Raw genomic sequence first — 17,772 nt, forward strand, 5'->3', positions numbered from 1 at the left:
GTCATTAATAAATATTAGTAACTATTATAATTGCTTAGAATAGAAGTAATGACAGTTGCAAAAATAAAAATGTAAAACAGTACAATAGCAATTGTTAAAATAAACCAGACTAAGCCTGCACGATTCCATGTAGCTTGTACAGCTTTGAATGTTTCTACATCTTTATACTCACCTTTTTGCCATGCCCATTCATTTCCTTTAAATCCGCAAACAAATATCCAGACAAAATTAAATAAGGGAATTAAACATAGTAATGGTAAATATGATTTATTACCAATCCCCCACATAATATTGAACATGAATGCTCCCCAATTCCAACCTTTTACCTCTGAAGGTACTACTTTTGAAGTCTCTTCCATCTTTTTCTCTCCTTTCCAAAAGTTAATCATACTATATTTAATAACCAAATAAAAGAAAAAAATTGCTCTAGCAAAAGAAAAATTTTCAATTAAGAGTTTGGATTTAGAGCTGTGGATAAGAGATTGTTTAAATACTCCATGCTTCTATTTATTTAAGGGAGGACAGGTTATTACTCTTCAAAAATATCGTTTTATATAGTAGCTTGTAACTTGTTCTAACAAGGATAATTAAAGTCATATTTGAGCATCACTGAATGTTATAAACAGGGTTATCCACATAGTTATCCACAGTTGTGCATAACCGTACTAAAAGAAAATGATCACACCGAAGCTACAGCATTTTTTCAGACTATGTAAAAAGAAGCTGATTGCTAATCAACTTCTTTTTGAACTCTTTTATATACTAACATATGGACATTTTTACAATAGTATCCCATACTATTTGACTAAAAGATATTTTTTAATTAAAATAGAGTTCGTATGTTAGGAATTTAAATACAAAATATATTTGAAAAATTAGTACCCACTATTCTTTCAATCCCTAGTTTAGTCATGCTTGTTGACCAATTAAGTGTCCTTTACCTTTAGTCAACAAAAAATATTGATAGGGTAATCACTTTTGATCAATTTCACAAAATTCCTAGCTTTTTCTCAAGTTAGAAGGGATATAAGTTTTTATTTGCTTGTCTTGCTTTATTAAGACTGAGCAATGATATTGGTAGACAACTCCAATCTCATTTTTATTAACTTATTTACCTATCAAACAATTTTCCCTGGAACAGAGTTGTTTTCTCTTCGTATTCATATATTGCTCCACAACGTATGGACATACTATCGACTACAATTCTGTTCTTTTAACAAAATAAGAATGGATTTATTCTATAACTTTTTTTCATCGAGAGACTCATTTTATAAGGATTTTCCTTTGTGTCACCATTTTCTATCTAGTGCTAAAGATTACTTATAATTGTTGAACTCCCCATTCCTCCTCCAATACATAAACTCGCTAAACCAAGTTTCGACCCTCGTCTATTCATTTCATGTAATAAAGTTACTAAAATTCGGCAGCCAGATGCTCCTAAAGGATGACCTAATGCAATAGCTCCTCCATTTACATTTACTATCTGTTGATCTAAGCCTAATTCTTTGATCACTGCTAAAGATTGAGAAGCAAAAGCTTCATTTAATTCAACTAAATCAAAGTCTTCAACTGAATATTTTGTTTTTTTCAAAGCTTTTTTTGTAGCAGCAATAGGTCCAATACCCATAATACTAGGATCAACACCAGACAATTCCCCTGCTTCCCAATATCCTAAAATTTTCAAATTTAATTGCTTGGCCTTTTCTTCACTCATTAATAATATAGCTGCCGCACCATCTCCAATTCCTGATGAATTACCGGCAGTTACAATACCATTTTGTTTAAAAACTGATTTTAAAGTAGATAAATGTTCAAAGGAAGTATTTGAGCGTACACATTCATCTTGTACAAACTCGAAAGAACCTTTTTTATTTTTTATAGTAATAGGAACTATTTCATCCTTAAAAATTTTTGATTCAAGAGCATTGATCGCCTTTTTTTGACTATTCTCTGAAAAATAGTCTAACTCTTCTCGTGTCAAATCCCACTGTTCTGCAACATTTTCAGCAGTCTCTCCCATATGAATTTGATGAAAGGCATCTTCCAGCCCATCATTAATCATTGAGTCAATCAGTTTATCATTGCCTAAACGATAACCAAATCTTGCTTTTTCTAACAAAAATGGAGCCGCAGACATGTTTTCCATTCCACCAGCAATAATCACATCTGCTGTTTCAGAAGCAATCAACTTAGCAGCTAAATTTACTGTGTGTAAACCAGATCCACATAGAATATTTACTGTTGTCGCTGGTACGTCGTAGGATATTCCCGCTTTTACAGCTGCTTGTCTTGCTACATTTTGACCTTGTCCAGCTTGAAAAACACATCCCATATAAACTTCGTCAATCATTTTACTATCAATCCCAGTAGATATTAGTATTTCTTTAATTACATGTGCACCTAGATCACTCACTTTAACATTACTTAAGGTCCCACCCATAGCACCTATAGCTGTACGAAGTGCACTAACTATTACTACTTTTCTACTCAAAAAATCACTCCTCTTTTTCCATTTCTAATTTTCGGCTTACTTTCTCAAAATCTACATGTGTACTTAGATACCCCGCTCTTCCCCAGTCCTCAGAGATAACATCATGAAGAACCACCGAAATTTTCTCAGCTGGAATGCCAAGTAAATCATGCGTCCTTTTCGTCAATTCAAATATGAGTTTTTTCTTTTCATCTTTACTGCATGGAGTCATTAATTCGACCTTAATTATAGGCATTTTAATTCTTCCTTTCTTTACGGCGAGATTTTTCCAACCAATCTTTATCTGTACCAATGGCACCAGCTTGTCCCCAATTCTCACTTGGAATCTCATTTATAAACACAGTAATTTCGTCCAAAGGCTCATTAAGTTGTTCTGCAATAACATCGGTACAAGTTCTTATCCATTTTTTTTTCTTTTCTGGATCAATACCCTTCCAACCATAAATTTCAACAATAGACATATACTCTCCTCCTTAAATTACGAGCCCCAGAATAACATTATTCTGAAGCTCTGCAGAATACTCAAAAATTAGCCTACTTTTTCATATTCAAAAGTATTCAGCCCCCCCTTAATATGATCGTGTCCAGCTTCCTTAATAATTACTTGATATTCTGAAGTCAAAAAACTATTACGATATTCATCGGGGTCATCTTCAAATTCAGTCACAAATAGCACACCAGGAGTAGATGAAAACAAACTATGAAAAGCCACAAATGATGTTACTTTTTCATTACGTTTAACATAGTCAAAGATGGTTCGCTCTCTCCAATCTAAATATTCTTCAATCCCCGACAAGGGAACCTCAATATGCCGTAGTTGCATAAATTTAGTCGTTGGTAGTAAATTGTTTCTTGGCGCGACATGTTTTACCAAGGCAACGACTTCTTGATGGAAATCACTGTTCATTTTTTCAGATACTTCAGCTATGAAATGACTAAATTCTTTGCTTTCCACAAATTTTTGGATTTCAGAAAAATCTTGAATTTTATACAATAAAACTAATGTATTTTTCTTTAATGCACGATATAGCACTGATTCTTTGAGAATATCTTTTGCCTCACTTTTGTTCCAAATTGAAATAATTTCCTCATCTTTATTTGACAAAAATTCAAATTCTGTAACCACCAAATAAGGTGCACTTTCTTTAATTAACTTCATAATAGTTTCTCCTCTAATTTCAAATTTTGTCTTTTGTTGCTCCACAACGTATAGACATAGTATTTTTATATCGTTCTACTTTTATCCAAAAAGCTAGGATTATTTCCCGCTATCCCATTTTGAATCCAATTTGCTGGAATCATATCTCTGATTAAAATAAGGCAATTATCTCCCGTGATATTAAATGCTGAAACTAAATAATTATTAATTTCTTCTCCTAAGAGATTTTTTTGAATAATGCTAAATCCTTCCCAAATATCTAGCTCAATTGTAATAAGATCCTCAAGTCCATTTTCCTTATTAAAATAACTTTCGTCATAGTTCGCATTCTTAAAGCGACTTGAATAACTAAAATTTTGATTGACAAGCGAACTCCCCGCTCTTCCAAAATTAGCTCGATCAAGATTTTGAATAGTAACTTGAATTTTATCAGGAGCAACAGTATCAAAAAGTTTTGTGGTTAATCTCGTTAAATTTGAAATGATATCTGCTTTTTCCCCATCGCTTAACAACATAGATGTTTTTAATGTAAAAAATGGCATTTATTTACTCCTTTCATTTTAATGATGAAACAAAACGAGCTTCATTAATCATCAATTGTTCTAATACAAATGCAACTCCGTCATTATCATTACTTTTTGTGACATAATCTGCTATTATTTTTAGTTCCTTACAAGCGTTATCCATCGCTACTCCAAAGAATGTTCCTTTTATTAATTCAAAATCATTATAACTATCCCCAAAACTAATAACTTCTTTGCTAGGATCAATATTCAATCTATTTGCCAATTCAATTACAGCATTCCCCTTTGATGTATTCGGAGGTAAAAGTTGTAGCATCCAGTCATCTTCATTCCAAGGCATTAGAACATAATCAAAATTTAGTCCATCTGATTTCTTGTATAATTCCAGAAAGTTCTCTAAGAGCTCTTTTTGGCTGATTAATAACAAAGATATCGGTAATTCATTAATTTCATCAAAGTTAGTAACCTTTTTTAGATCAATACGTAGTTCATCTGCGTATAAATCGCTTTTATCACTGTCTTTTTCAATAAGGGTACTGTCCTCCAAATTAATATGAAGTGTTAACTTAAATTTTCTAGCATAATCAATGACCGTCTTTGTTACTTTAGCATCTACAGTCTTTTTTACTAAAACCTCATTTGTCAAAATGTTCTTTACCAGAGCTCCATTATGTGTGACAACTAGTCCATCAGACTTTATATGAGTCAAATGTTCGGCTACTGCACTTGGCATCCGCCCAGTTGCAAATACCACTTTAACTCCCTTTTCTGCAAAAGAATTAATTGCATTTATAGTGTTTAAACTAAGTGAATGACTACTATTCAGAGTCGTTCCATCCATATCCAATGCTAAAAGCTTAAACCTTGTTTCATTCTTCATAGACAATTAAACCCCACAATTATTTATTTCTTTTTTCATGATAGATCTCTTTCGATCTGAACGTGTATGCACCAAGAAACCCTGATGTTACTATTTTCCCACCTTGAAAAATATTAAAAATGCAATACATCGCTCCTCCGTCACTTTCACAAGCAGGAATAGTTTGAATAATATAAGGTTCATCAAGTTCAACATAGTTGATGTAATCAATCTTAAAATTAGTTAAGGCAACGACTCCATCAAAATTCATTCCATTCAAGTGAAACGAAGCTAGCGTTGCTTGCCTAAAAGCTTCAAATAGTTTAATTCCATCAACATGATCTGATAAATGGTCACTATTTAACTCTGCAATATTTGAAAATCCTTTGAAATACCAAACATTCCCATAATTAATTGGCTTTGACAACAAAACATTTTCTGCATTTTGCTTATGAACAAATTTTTTGTCAATTCTTTGCTCTTCATCAAATAGTTTTTCTTCAACGAAATCGGGCATTGGAATTTTTTTGGAAATATCAAACATTTCCAATGGATTTCTATAGTCCCATTTAAAATCTCTCGCATTTAATAGGTTACTTGACTCCATTCCCCGAATAGAAATATTTGATACTGTTTCACCTAAAGAAATTTTCAATAATTCAAGTTCTCTGATTGAGTGAAATGGAATTTCATTTGCTCCTAACTGAACATCCTCTGTTTTTTCATCAGTGTAAACTAATGTGAATTTTGGGACTGTTGTTTGACTTTCTGTTACCATATTACTTGCCATCAGTTGATCACTTCTTTCATATTTTTTAGTTACGCTGTGTACTATTTTTTTGGCGGAGCCCTTACCCTATACTCTTTTTTCATACTAATATTCCTCATTCAATAGAGTTTAATGCTTGATCTAAATCAAGTATTAAATCCTCTAGATTCTCAATTCCTACTGAAAACCTGACCAGAGATTCAGTGACACCTCGCTTCTCTTTCTCATAAGGAGACATTGCACCATGGGACATTGACCAAGGATAGGACACTATTGATTCAACTCCACCGAGACTAACGGCCACCAATGGATACCTCAACGAATTGAACAATTGAACAACTTGTCTTTGACTCATTAGTTCAAAAGAAAGAACGCTTCCATATCCATCCGCTTGATTTTCTTGAATTTTCTTTCCTTTATGTTCAGCCAGTGAGGGATGATAAACTTTCTTAACTTTTGGATGTGATGATAAATACTTTGCGATTGCTCTTGCACTTTTTTCAGATTTTTCCATTCTCACAGATAGTGTTTTTAATCCCCTCATTAAAAGCCAAGCATCTTCAACACCCAATATTCCGCCCAAATTAATTTGTTGTAATCGAATTTTTTTTTCTAATTCCTTGTTATTTGTAACAACAAATCCTGCCACAACATCACTATGACCATTCAAAAATTTCGTTGCACTATGAATTACAACATCTACTCCCAAGTCAAGTGGTTTTTGATAATATGGGGTCATAAAAGTATTATCACAAATAGATAAAAGATCATGATTTTTTGCAATTTGGGCAATTTTTTTTATATCTGTAATTTTTAACAGAGGATTGGATGGTGTTTCAATATAAATCATTTTAGTATTCTCTTTTATCTGTTCCTCCCACTCATCAATGTTTTCTTCGTCAACAAAAGTCACCTCAATCCCAAAGCGCTTTAAAAAGTCTCGAACAATACAATACGTTCCACCATAAATGTCATTACAAAGAATGATATGCTCTCCGGCTGAAAGAAGTAGTAATACAGAACTAATCGCAGCCATACCGGAAGAAAAAGCTAGACCATAGTCTCCATTTTCTAAACAGGAAACAGCATTTTCAGCAGCTGAAATTGTAGGATTACCAAAACGAGAATAGACGAACTTTTGATTAGAAAATATATCTTTTTGATGAAAGGTTGATGCTTGAAATTTTGGAATCGATGCTGCCCCAGTATATTCGTCTATCATTTCATAACCATGAATTATTTTTGTATCTTGTTTCAAAAGTTTCCCTCCTTATGTTTTAACTGTAATTTCTTTTTGGAAATAGAAGTATTTACTTACTTTATAGTTATTTTTATCCAATTCGAATACGAAATGATTTTTCCAGTCTATAAAATATGGAATTTTCCGAACCCGATACTCATCATTTTCTAACAATAATTAAGAAAAAGAAGTCTAATTCCTAGTTGTAGTTCACCTTTGATCAATGTCAAATTTCAAGAATATTTTGGATCATACCCACCTTTCAAAACACAAATATCTCGTTATTTTATAACACTTAGAATTACCTAATACATCTCGATAATCACCTTTTAAATAGCTATAATACGAATTATATATAATTTTTTTATACAATTTGTACATATAGTCGTTCGTTTAATGATATATATATGTTATGATAACTTATAATAAATGCTAGAGTATACTCAATGTCAAGGAGGAATTTAAATGAATTATAATATTGGTAAATTTTCTGAGCTGTCTGGTTTTTCTATTGATACATTACGTTATTATGAAAAAGAAGGTTTAATTATTACAGATCGAGATCACAACAATCGCCGAATTTTTTCTGAACGTGACATAACTTGGATTGAATTTATAAAAAAATTGAAAATGACAGGTATGAAGTTAAAAGATATTAAATTGTACGCACAACTACGATATGAGGGTGATGAAACGATTCAACAAAGACTCGATTTACTGTTCAATCAGTCAGAAACACTTAATGAACAAAAAAAAGAAATAGATGAATATAGAGATTTTCTTCAAAATAAAATTGGAATTTATCAAAATATGTTGTTTGAACAAAATCAGAAAGTATCTAGAACGAATATCTAGCCCTACCATCCTCACCAACCATAATAAAAACCAAAGTGATTGACCTACAATTTATTTTCTATGTTACATGTTACTAGAAAGGACAGAATGATTTGTGGATTGATCACTTTTTTACGTTCTCCCCCAAACAAACTAGATTCTCTTAATTATTTATACCAATTATTGGGTCATAGCATCTGCTATAAAAATAAATCGTTTCTATTACATAAAAATGGCGCCGGAAAATCACCTTCACGATTTTCCGGCGCCATTTTTATTCAACTCTGAACCCAGACCTCAAGCCTAAGATCCTTCCTTTTTTACTAAAATGATTTAATAGCTTGACATTGAGTATACTCTAGCATGTAAATTACTAGTTATAACTTTAGGAGGTGATAACAATGGTAAACAAAAAATACACCGTTGTAACTGGAGCAAGCTCTGGAATCGGCTATGAAGTGGCCAAAGCTTTCGCATCAAGAAATAAAAATTTGGTACTCATTGCTAGAAGAGAAAAACATTTACAACAACTGAAAAATGAGATTCAAAAACAAAACAGTGATATTGATGTAGTTATCCTACCTTTCGATCTTTCAGTAAAAAGTAATGTATACAAAATTTTCTCAACATTAGAAAATTTTGAACTCGAAACGTGGATTAATAATGCTGGCTTTGGTATGTACGGAGAATTAGATACTAATGAGTTTGACAAAGTCGAAGCAATTCTCCGATTAAACATTGAAGTCGTAACACTATTCTCAACCCTTTTTGTGAAAAAGTACAAAAATGTCGAAGGCTCTCAATTAATTAATGTTTCGTCTGCGGGTGGCTATACTGTAGTACCAACAGCTGTAGTTTACTGTGCAACAAAATTCTTTGTAAGTGCCTTTACCGAGGGTCTTTCGCAAGAGCTCATTCAGTCTGGAGCAAAAATGAGAGCAAAAGTTTTGGCTCCTGCTGCAACAAAAACAGAATTTGGACAAATAGCAAATGGACTTGACTCTTACGACTATGATCAAGCATTTGGAACATATCATTCTAGTAAAGAAGTGGCACAATTTCTTCTTGATTTATATGATAGCAATCATTCTGTAGGTTATGTTAATCGAGAAACCTTCACGTTTAAATTAACTGAAAATATACTTCCTTATGCAGGTCAATCTCAAAATAATCAAAATGTTATTAGTGGAGAATAGGTATGACCACCTACTACAGTGTAAATAAGAGCTTACCGAAAGCCAAAGATTGGACTACAAATCAGTTTACTATTCTAAGTAAATTAACAAAGCAAAGTGGCACGACTCTTTTTGAAAAAATAAGTGATGATGAAAATATTTATGCATATCCTCAATATGAAGTATTAGATATAGATAGATTGATTCAACAAAACCATCATCAAAACTTTTTCTTTGAACTAATCAATTATTTGGACAGCATTAATAATATGGGTCTTTTTGATTCTTGCATTATTGGGCATGGAAACTCCCATGGAATTCGAGTTGCTTGGTTAAGTACAGTTATATCAACAATAGAGCACTTTACTTTTAACCAGACGATCGTTTTAGTTATTGCTGGATTATTTCATGATGTAGGAAGAACATGGAGTAACTTAGACGATCAGTTCCATGGAGAAAAAAGTTTCAATCGGTTAGCAGCAGTTTTAAATTGCTCAAAAACAAACTTTTCCAAGTTGACTACTAACCTAAACTCATTGCTCTTTAAGTCGCTGACTATCCAATCTCCTTTATCAGAGACAGATACTGAGCTGTTAAAACACCTCATTTGTATTCATTCATTGGACGCTAAGCAAAAAGAATTATATAAACAACGATTTTACCTTTCAGAAAGTAAAGAGTTCATTTATTTAAGTAATATTTTTGATGATTGTGACGCTCTCGATAGGCTCAGATTTCATGGAAACTTAAATATTAACTTTCTAAATACTGAAATTTCAAAATCACTAATTAGATATGCAAAAGAAATTCAAAGTAAGTTTTAGAGAGGAAGTAACTAACATGGACAAAAAAACAAGAGTAGAAATCGGTTTGGAAAATTTATTAAAAATAGACGGAGAAGATGGAAAAAAAGTCATTGATGCTTTAGAAGGTGTTGCACCCGATTTAGGAAAACTAATCTTAGAATTTACCTTTGCAGATGTTTATGAGCGTGGCGTTCTTGATTGGAAACAGCGTGAAATAATCACCATCACCTCACTCCTGACTCTAGGAGGTACTGAAAAGCAATTAGATGTTCATATCAACGCTGCTTTGAACGTTGGTGTAACCGAAGAAGAAGTTGTAGAAATATTTATACAGTGTAGTCCTTATGTTGGATTTCCTAGAGTTTTAAATGCGATATTTGTTGCAAAAGAAGTGTTTGCAACCAGAAAAAAATCCTAGTTAGAATTAGGGGGTAATTGATATCAAATATTCAGAAAAAATTGAACGGGTAGCAGAATTGGTAGCTTCAAAGAATCGGATCGCAGCCTTTACAGGAGCAGGAATTTCAACAGACAGTGGCATCCCTGATCTAGCCGGTATATCAACCATTTTAAATGCTGAACCAAATTTTGATGGTGGGGTGTTCGGTATGCTTAATCCAACATTTGCGATTAATAATCCAGCTCTATTCTATGATCTTTATAGAAAAACTTTTTTTCATCCTGATGCAAAACCGAACCCCTGTCATACGTTTTTATCTGAATTAGAAAGTCAAAAAAAAATTCTAGGGATCGCAACAATGAATATTGACTGCTTACACCAAACATCTGGAAGTAAAAACGTTTATGAGTATTGGGGAAATGTGCAACTTAACCATTGTACAAACTGCAAAAGACAATATGATTGGACCATAATTAAAGAGAACAAAGTTCCAATATGTGAAACATGCGGAAGCGTAGTTATTCCTGACTTTGTTTTAAGAAGTTTGGCTACATATTCAACTAATGTTCAACAAGGTACTACTCTTCTTCACCAAGCCGATTTAATCCTGATCGCGGGTACCAAACAAAGTAGAGGAAGCTTACCTAGTCAAACTTCAAAAGTAATAATAAATTTGGAAAAACCATATAGTCTGGACGAAAATACTCTATTCATTCAAGGCAATACTTCCAAAGTTTTTAGCGATGTTAGCAAACTATATAAACAACTATAGTAAAATTTTAACCAGAGATGAAGGTGAAGAGAATCAAAAAGAAAAAAATTGGTATTACTTCTAACTATTTTACAAATGAAACTGATTTATTTAGAAGTGAAAACCATTTTTATGTAATGGACGGCTATATAAACGCTATCAGAAATTGTGGAGCTATTCCTTTTATAATTCCTTATGGTACTCCTCAAAGCATCGATGATTACATTCATTCATTTGATGGGTTTGTTTTAACAGGCGGTCAAGATATAACACCCGAATTGTATGGTCAAGACGAGGGCCCTCTTACTCGTACAACTCATATAGAAAGAGATGTATTTGAAATTGAATTGATCCAGCAAGCAATTCGAAATCACAAATCGATTCTTGGGATTTGTCGTGGTAGTCAACTAATTAACGTCGCATTAGGAGGAACTTTGTATCAAGACTTATCACTTTCTAGTGCCTTTATTGCACATGAGCAATCAAAAAATACTAATAATGAATTACCTACTCACAAGATTAAAATTTTTCAAAACTCTATACTCTACCAACATCTTGGTGGGGGGTGTGAGGTAAATTCAATTCACCATCAAGGAATTGACCAGTTGTCAAATGAACTTAACCCTTCTGCAATAAGTGAAGACGGAATAATCGAAGCTTTTGAATCAAAAAATAAAAAGAATAAAATTTTTGGCGTTCAATGGCACCCTGAAATGATGGCTAGAAATAATCCAAATATGAATAAAATATTTGAATTAGTATTATAGAAAAGGAGTTTTTATAAATGAATAGAACTATCATAATTAGTGGTGGTGCCGGTGGAATTGGCAGTGCCATTGCCCAACGATTCTTGGATTTAGAAGATAATGTAATTTTACTTGATATCAATCAAAATAAACTTGAAAATTTGAAAAAAGAAGATCCTCGTATAAATTATCATATGTGCAATGTTACAGATACAGCTAATATAAAAATGGTCGTCAAAAATATCAAAGATACTATTGGAAAAATTGATGTTTTAGTGAATACTGCTGGTGGAGGACCGGTTGGAGATTTTACTGATATATCGGATGAAGAATGGCAAAAGAATATCGACCTAAAGCAATTAGGTTATGTTCGTATGTGTCGTGAGTTCTTACCATTGATCAAAAAAAGCCCTAGCGGCAAAATCATTAACGTTGTAGGTACTTTTGGTAAGCAACCTTCTCCAGATTTTATCGTTGGAAGCATGACGAACGCTGCACTTTTATCTTTCACAAAAGCAATTGCGGATGATTTATCAAAAATCGGAATCAATGTAAATGCAATCAACCCTGGTGCTGTAGATACTGAATTATGGAGTAGAACACTCGATGAATTATCAGATCGTTATCAAGAAAAAGATAGACAAACTATTGATACAGAAATGCGAGCTCTTAGTGGCTTTGGTCGTATAACGTTACCTTCAGATGTAGCTAATGCAGCAGAATTTCTTGCTTCTGAAAAAGCAAGCTTTATGAGTGGCACTTCAATAAATATTGATGGAGGAATTTATGCTGGACTCTCTTAAAAATAAAAAAAATGCCACACTAAGAATCGGTCAGGTTTCACAAAAAATGAAGATTTCAGTTGATACTTTACGGTTCTATGAAAAAATGGATTTAATTGTTCCTCACCGAGATAAAAATGACCGACGCCTCTATACTACTGAGGATTTGGAAAAACTTCATTTAATCATTTGCCTTTTAGAAACAGATTTAAGTATAAAAGAAACTCAAGAATTTTTAAAACTATATAATCATGGAAAAGATACTGTAAAAAAAAGAACTGATTTTTACTCAGATTTAATAAAAAAAATTGCATTGGATATTGAGAAAAAGATCAAACAACTACAATATTTTAGTGATAAAATAAAAAAAACTCAAGATTACTAAGACAATAAATTACTGATCTATAGTCTTTTTTAGAGTAATTAAAAAACTAATACCTTGAATTTTAAAAATAGTCCTTCTCAACAAGAAAATAAGTCTGATTTTGAGAATAATTCTCAAAATCAGGCTTATTTTTCTGTTATGATCATGCACACTTTTTCACCATATATTCACCTGATTTCCCCAAAATCAGTGCTATGAAAAGAGAATCCGACCATGGAAAATGCTTGTTTCATATATCTTTTGCTTGATTGACACCTTGCTCAATAGAGTTTTTAAAACTATTAATATCACCTCTTCATCTCCTTTTCTATACCTGCTTGATTATTAGGTAAAGACGGAACAACACTGGTTCAGCAAAAGCTACTCAAAATCAAACTTTTCAAGGAGCTAAGTACTTTACATTTTTTTGTAATAACAAGATTATTGCTGAACCAATCCTTTGAAGGAAGTGCGAGAAACACTTTTTTTGCAATGTCGCTCCAATTATTGAAATCATTTTTGATAACAATGAAGGAAGTTAATCAATCTCACGCTATAGTTTTTTAGTACTCGCTATTTTTTACTATCTTTATACCATTGCTCCGCCTCATTTAATAACGGTCGTAAATAACTTTCAACCTTCGAATCTACTTTCATACGCATCATAAACTGGCTCGGTGTTTCAACAAGTCCATTCATAAGACTAGCTTTATATTCATCTACGAGGAACTGGCTTTCCTCTTTTATTTCCTTCATATCCATCATTTTCCCTACCTTCATTTTTTTTTAAAGTTACTATTTTTTGTTTAATTCAATGCTTCATACTGCGATGTTTTCACCAAATCATAACTCTTGATCTGATCGTTATTTCCTGCTGCTTCATCAAAACTGATTGTTTGAATCGTAAAGTTGTCATACATCTTAACATACATCTGTCTTTTGCTTAAATCATAGATAGAGGTATACTGCGTATATTGTCGATCTTGTCCTTTGGGTTCATCTAATTTGATTACGCCTCTGACAATATCTGATGTGGACAAAATATGAAATGCCTTGTTGATAATGTCTTTTTCCCCCACTGGATCACTAAATTTCAATAAATAAGCCGCTCGAACAAAGCGTGAAGTTGCCGTATAATCTCCGGGAATCCCATGCAAGCCTGAGCCTTTTCCAGCAGAAAGAATCTTTGTGTTCTCGAACACTGCGTCTTTCGCATTTGTATCAGCTAATCCTGTATAATTTTCTAAATTAGTCATATGCCAGTCAAACTTAGGGCTGTTGGTCATAACACCAACCGGATTTTCATAAACAGCGAATCCTAGTTTTATTGAAGGCTCAACCACGATCGTTCGACCTTTAGTATCCGTAAACATAAAATGCTGTGGCAAACCTGGTGCTTTTCCATCTACCGAAATATCTGCGATCGCTACATCCAAAATCTTTTCTTCAACTTCCTTTGTATCTTTACAATTAGCTAATACCCAAAAAACAAATTGCTCAGCTACTAGTGATAATTTCCCAGCTTTCTTGATTTCTTCCACTGTCGAATATTGATTAAACTCCGCAAAATATTGTGTAACGCCCCCAAGTCCAAATTGATTGACACCATCAACTACGCTTTGCCCCACTTTATTTTGATCTTCTTTGATGCCCATTCCTAATACTGAATAGATCGTCTGCCAAGTTTCAATCCCTTCCGTGACTTCAAATCTTTGAGGAATTTGGACACTAACATAATCAAAATCAATATTATATTCTTGTGTTCTACCTAAGTAATGATTGCCTTCTAACGACTTTAAACTTATTCCTGTACACATAAATATTCCCTCGCTTTCTTAACTATATGAGAATAGCTATTTCTTAACCTTCAGTTTACACTAATTATTTGTGGTCTTCCATAAATTCCCGTGTCGACTGCAGTAACGTCACAATATTTTTTGGTAAAATATTCCGTGGTGATAATAAGTTTCATTTTTCTACCTTTTATTTTGACATATTTCTGACTTTAAAAAAAATATTTTATCTATTGATAAGGAACGATTAAATTTTACCTTTTTTCCCTTTCTTACAATCAATTTTTCGATGGATATGCTAAACTATATATATTCTATTTATTACGTTGTGAGGTTGATTATGAAGAAAAAAATACATGCATTTATCAAAGAAAACTGGCCATATATGACCGCCAGCTTTTTCATTCCTTTTTTTGTGATGGTCATTATTTATTTAAGTATTGGAATTTACCCTGGAAGCAGCCGCAGTGTGATGGCCAGTGATTCTTTTTCACAATTTTCGAACTTTCATGCTAGTTTCAATAACGTATTGCATGGCAAACAAAGTATTTTCTATACTTGGAACGCATCTCTCGGACTAAATTATCTTTCTCTGATTTCATATTATCTAGGGGGATTGTTTACACCACTTGTCCTATTTTTTAAAAACCAAAATATTCCTGATGCTCTGTACTTGATTACCTTGTTGAAAATCGGTTCGGCAGGATTAGCCTTTTGGGTATTTGCTCGAAATACCTATAAAATGCCAAAATGGGGACATGTGATGCTTAGCATTCCATATGCATTGATGTCTTTTGCTACAGCACATTCCGAAATCATCATGTGGTTAGACGCTTTTACTTATTTACCATTGGTTATTTTAGGTATTCACCGCCTGATGGATCAACGAAAACCTACGTTGCTTTTCGTTAGTTACATGTTATTGTTTATCTCAAATTTCTATATGGGCTTTATGATCGGAGTCTTCTCATTCCTTTACTTTATCGTACGTATGCTAACGAATTGGAAAGTGTATAAAAAACGCATTATTCCTTATGGGATTACTTCTCTTTTAGCAGGAGGAGCCTCGATGATTTTGGTCTTGCCTGCAGTTCTTGATTTACGAGCAAATGGAGAAACCTTGTCTGAAGTCACTCAGTTTAAGACAGAAGCAACAGCCTTTTGGGATATCATCATGAAAAATATGATCGGTGTTTATGATACGACAAAATATGGATCGATTCCTTTTATTTATGTAGGATTACTTCCGCTAATTTTCTGTGTCTTTTACTTTGTCACAAGAGAAATTCCTCGGAAAAACAAACTATTATTCGGCAGTCTCTTTATTATTTTGATCGCAAGTTTTTATATCACACCATTAAACCTATTCTGGCACGGTATGCATGCGCCAAATATGTTCCTGTTTCGTTACAGCTTCTTGTTCTCTTTCTTAGTTGTTTTACTAGCTGGGTATGGATTTGAGAAGTTTAAAACAGATGATTTAGGTTTATTAACGGGTTCCACGATCATGCTGATCGCTGTTTTTGCTTTAGCTGAAGGAACAAAGGATGCAAAAAGTTATGGCTATATACCTATCTCAGCCTTGATTTTAACCCTTGTATTTTTATTCTTGTACTTGGCTGGAATCGTATTTTATCAATTGAAAAAAATACCTATGCACTATCTGATCACATTGCTGATATTGCTTGTTTCAGCTGAGGCCTTTATCAATACTAATGCGATGTTGAAAGGGATTTTAACAGATTGGAATTATGCTTCCCGCAGCCTTTATTCTGAGCCGTATCCATCTATCAAAAAGTTAGTCGACAAAACAAAAAAAGAAAACGATACGTTTTACCGTTTAGAGAACTTAAACCCAGTTTCTTCTAATGATAGTATCAATTATGGTTATAGTGGTGTAAGCTTGTTCTCTTCCATCAGAAATCGTCATTCATCTTCTTATTTAAATGACCTAGGTTTCCGTTCAAGAGGAACTGGTTTGAATATTCGTTATCCGAATAACACCCTGTTGATGGATTCTCTTGTTGGCATCAAATACAATATTTCTGAAAGTGATCCGTTGAAATTCGGCTTTTTCCAAACAGACAAAGCTGGAAAATTTTCACTATATGAAAACAGCAATTCGTTGCCTTTAGGATTTTTAGCGGATAAAGACATCTATAAAGTTAAACAACCAGCCAATGATAATCTAAGCAGTCAAACAGAATTATTCAATGCGCTGTCTGATCAAAAACAAAATTATTTTACCTTCTATCAACCAACAATCATTGATAAAAAGAATGTAAAAATTGAACAAAATGCCAAGTCAGTAACCTATCGTGAACTGCAAAACAACGTGGCTAAAGACATCACTTGGACGGTAGATGTACCTGCCAATACCCAAGCCTATCTTAGCCTGTTCCCAACAGATTTTGGGCAACTAGAAAGTTCTACTGCGACCTTATCAGTAAACGGAACTAGTCAAAAATCTCAAATCAATATCACAGGCCAATACTACAATATCGGATATTATGACAAACCAACAACCGTTACCTTTACGGTTAGCTTCTATGGTACAACTACAGTCAGCTTTATGGAGCCAAAAGTTGTCGGCTTAGATACAACAGCCTTTGAACAGTCTGTTCAGGCAATTCAAGATAAAGGTGCCGATTTAACAGCTAAAGGACGGAAAGCAGTTGGAACAGTGACGGCTGATAAAGACCAAGTCCTTTTAACATCCATTCCTTACGATAAAGGTTGGAAAGCCTATGTAGATGGGAAAAAAGTACCAATTGAAGTATTTAAAAAAGCATTTGTTAGTATTCCTGTAACGCAAGGTGAACATACGATTGAATTTGTTTATCTGCCGGAAGGATTTTTGCCGGGTGTGATTTTGTTTATTGTTTGTATCGGTGGGTTTGTGGTTTATGTTAGAGTGACGAATAAACCTAAACTGGCTTTAGTGAAACCTAAGACTCGTAAGCGCAGAATACGATAAATACTATGAGGGAGCTAGTAACAAGCTCCTTCATTTTTTAGTATACAGACTTCTTTTCTTCTCAGATATTTGCTATTGCTTGGTTCCAACTAACATTATTTA

Annotated in this window: 20 protein-coding genes; 9 read left to right on the top strand and 11 right to left on the bottom strand. The window is 33.2% G+C overall.

What is annotated here, in order from left to right:
* Positions 1–14: 14 nt before the first annotated feature.
* The 9 genes from BCR23_RS08950 to BCR23_RS08990 all read right to left on the bottom strand — a co-directional run bounded on the left by BCR23_RS08950 (position 15) and on the right by BCR23_RS08990 (position 7,060).
* Positions 15–359: a ribonuclease G gene (locus BCR23_RS08950; protein WP_069635150.1), complete on the bottom strand. Its 345-nt coding sequence runs from the start codon at positions 357–359 to the stop codon at positions 15–17.
* 950 nt (positions 360–1,309) lie between these two features.
* The gene (locus tag BCR23_RS08955) at positions 1,310–2,491 is read right to left on the bottom strand and encodes an acetyl-CoA C-acetyltransferase (protein ID WP_069635151.1); all 1,182 of its coding nucleotides are present in this window, start codon (positions 2,489–2,491) and stop codon (positions 1,310–1,312) included.
* Between the two features lie 4 nt (positions 2,492–2,495).
* Complete coding sequence (locus tag BCR23_RS08960) at positions 2,496–2,726, bottom strand: tautomerase family protein (protein WP_069635152.1); 231 nt, start codon at positions 2,724–2,726, stop codon at positions 2,496–2,498.
* A 1-nt stretch (position 2,727) separates the two neighbouring features.
* Positions 2,728–2,952 carry a tautomerase family protein gene (locus BCR23_RS08965; RefSeq protein ID WP_069635153.1) on the bottom strand — a complete coding sequence of 75 codons (225 nt, stop codon included), beginning with the start codon at positions 2,950–2,952 and terminating at the stop codon, positions 2,728–2,730.
* Between the two features lie 68 nt (positions 2,953–3,020).
* Positions 3,021–3,650, bottom strand: coding sequence for a hypothetical protein (locus tag BCR23_RS08970; protein WP_069635154.1), 630 nt, complete (start codon positions 3,648–3,650; stop codon positions 3,021–3,023).
* Between the two features lie 65 nt (positions 3,651–3,715).
* Positions 3,716–4,192 carry a hypothetical protein gene (locus BCR23_RS08975; RefSeq protein ID WP_069635155.1) on the bottom strand — a complete coding sequence of 159 codons (477 nt, stop codon included), beginning with the start codon at positions 4,190–4,192 and terminating at the stop codon, positions 3,716–3,718.
* Between the two features lie 13 nt (positions 4,193–4,205).
* Positions 4,206–5,054, bottom strand: a complete 849-nt coding sequence (locus tag BCR23_RS08980; protein WP_069635156.1) for a Cof-type HAD-IIB family hydrolase — start codon at positions 5,052–5,054, stop codon at positions 4,206–4,208.
* A 19-nt stretch (positions 5,055–5,073) separates the two neighbouring features.
* Complete coding sequence (locus BCR23_RS08985) at positions 5,074–5,823, bottom strand: AfsA-related hotdog domain-containing protein (protein WP_069635157.1); 750 nt, start codon at positions 5,821–5,823, stop codon at positions 5,074–5,076.
* Positions 5,824–5,917: 94 nt separating this feature from the next.
* Entirely contained in the window at positions 5,918–7,060 is a 1,143-nt protein-coding gene (locus BCR23_RS08990) for a trans-sulfuration enzyme family protein (RefSeq protein ID WP_069635158.1), read from the bottom strand.
* A 447-nt stretch (positions 7,061–7,507) separates the two neighbouring features.
* Here BCR23_RS08990 and BCR23_RS08995 point away from each other — a divergent pair, with 447 nt between their 5' ends.
* From BCR23_RS08995 to BCR23_RS09030, 8 genes are all read left to right on the top strand, one after another.
* Positions 7,508–7,897, top strand: coding sequence for a MerR family transcriptional regulator (locus BCR23_RS08995; RefSeq protein WP_069635159.1), 390 nt, complete (start codon positions 7,508–7,510; stop codon positions 7,895–7,897).
* A 380-nt stretch (positions 7,898–8,277) separates the two neighbouring features.
* Entirely contained in the window at positions 8,278–9,072 is a 795-nt protein-coding gene (locus BCR23_RS09000; protein WP_069635160.1) for an SDR family NAD(P)-dependent oxidoreductase, read from the top strand.
* A gap of 2 nt (positions 9,073–9,074) precedes the next feature.
* Positions 9,075–9,875 (top strand): hypothetical protein, encoded by an 801-nt coding sequence (locus BCR23_RS09005; protein WP_069635161.1) that lies wholly within the window; start codon positions 9,075–9,077, stop codon positions 9,873–9,875.
* Positions 9,876–9,891: 16 nt separating this feature from the next.
* Entirely contained in the window at positions 9,892–10,275 is a 384-nt protein-coding gene (locus BCR23_RS09010) for a carboxymuconolactone decarboxylase family protein (RefSeq protein ID WP_069635162.1), read from the top strand.
* Between the two features lie 58 nt (positions 10,276–10,333).
* Positions 10,334–11,029, top strand: coding sequence for an SIR2 family NAD-dependent protein deacylase (locus BCR23_RS09015; RefSeq protein WP_167352165.1), 696 nt, complete (start codon positions 10,334–10,336; stop codon positions 11,027–11,029).
* A gap of 23 nt (positions 11,030–11,052) precedes the next feature.
* Positions 11,053–11,775: a gamma-glutamyl-gamma-aminobutyrate hydrolase family protein gene (locus BCR23_RS09020; RefSeq protein WP_167352166.1), complete on the top strand. Its 723-nt coding sequence runs from the start codon at positions 11,053–11,055 to the stop codon at positions 11,773–11,775.
* 17 nt (positions 11,776–11,792) lie between these two features.
* Positions 11,793–12,557: an SDR family NAD(P)-dependent oxidoreductase gene (locus BCR23_RS09025; RefSeq protein ID WP_069635164.1), complete on the top strand. Its 765-nt coding sequence runs from the start codon at positions 11,793–11,795 to the stop codon at positions 12,555–12,557.
* Positions 12,529–12,921: a MerR family transcriptional regulator gene (locus tag BCR23_RS09030; RefSeq protein WP_083241929.1), complete on the top strand. Its 393-nt coding sequence runs from the start codon at positions 12,529–12,531 to the stop codon at positions 12,919–12,921. The genes BCR23_RS09025 and BCR23_RS09030 overlap by 29 nt, the downstream gene beginning before the upstream one ends.
* Positions 12,922–13,473: 552 nt before the next feature.
* On the opposite strand, the gene BCR23_RS09035 is transcribed toward BCR23_RS09030, so the two are convergent.
* A complete protein-coding gene (locus tag BCR23_RS09035; RefSeq protein ID WP_240482543.1) occupies positions 13,474–13,665 on the bottom strand; it encodes a hypothetical protein in 192 nt (63 codons plus the stop codon).
* A gap of 41 nt (positions 13,666–13,706) precedes the next feature.
* A complete protein-coding gene (locus tag BCR23_RS09040) occupies positions 13,707–14,717 on the bottom strand; it encodes a choloylglycine hydrolase family protein (protein WP_069635166.1) in 1,011 nt (336 codons plus the stop codon).
* 316 nt (positions 14,718–15,033) lie between these two features.
* Between BCR23_RS09040 and BCR23_RS09045 the strand changes: the two genes are divergently transcribed.
* Positions 15,034–17,670 (top strand): YfhO family protein, encoded by a 2,637-nt coding sequence (locus BCR23_RS09045; RefSeq protein WP_069635167.1) that lies wholly within the window; start codon positions 15,034–15,036, stop codon positions 17,668–17,670.
* Positions 17,671–17,772: the final 102 nt, after the last annotated feature.

It is taken from the genome of Enterococcus quebecensis, from assembly GCF_001730365.1.
Lineage (GTDB): Bacteria > Bacillota > Bacilli > Lactobacillales > Enterococcaceae > Enterococcus_L > Enterococcus_L quebecensis.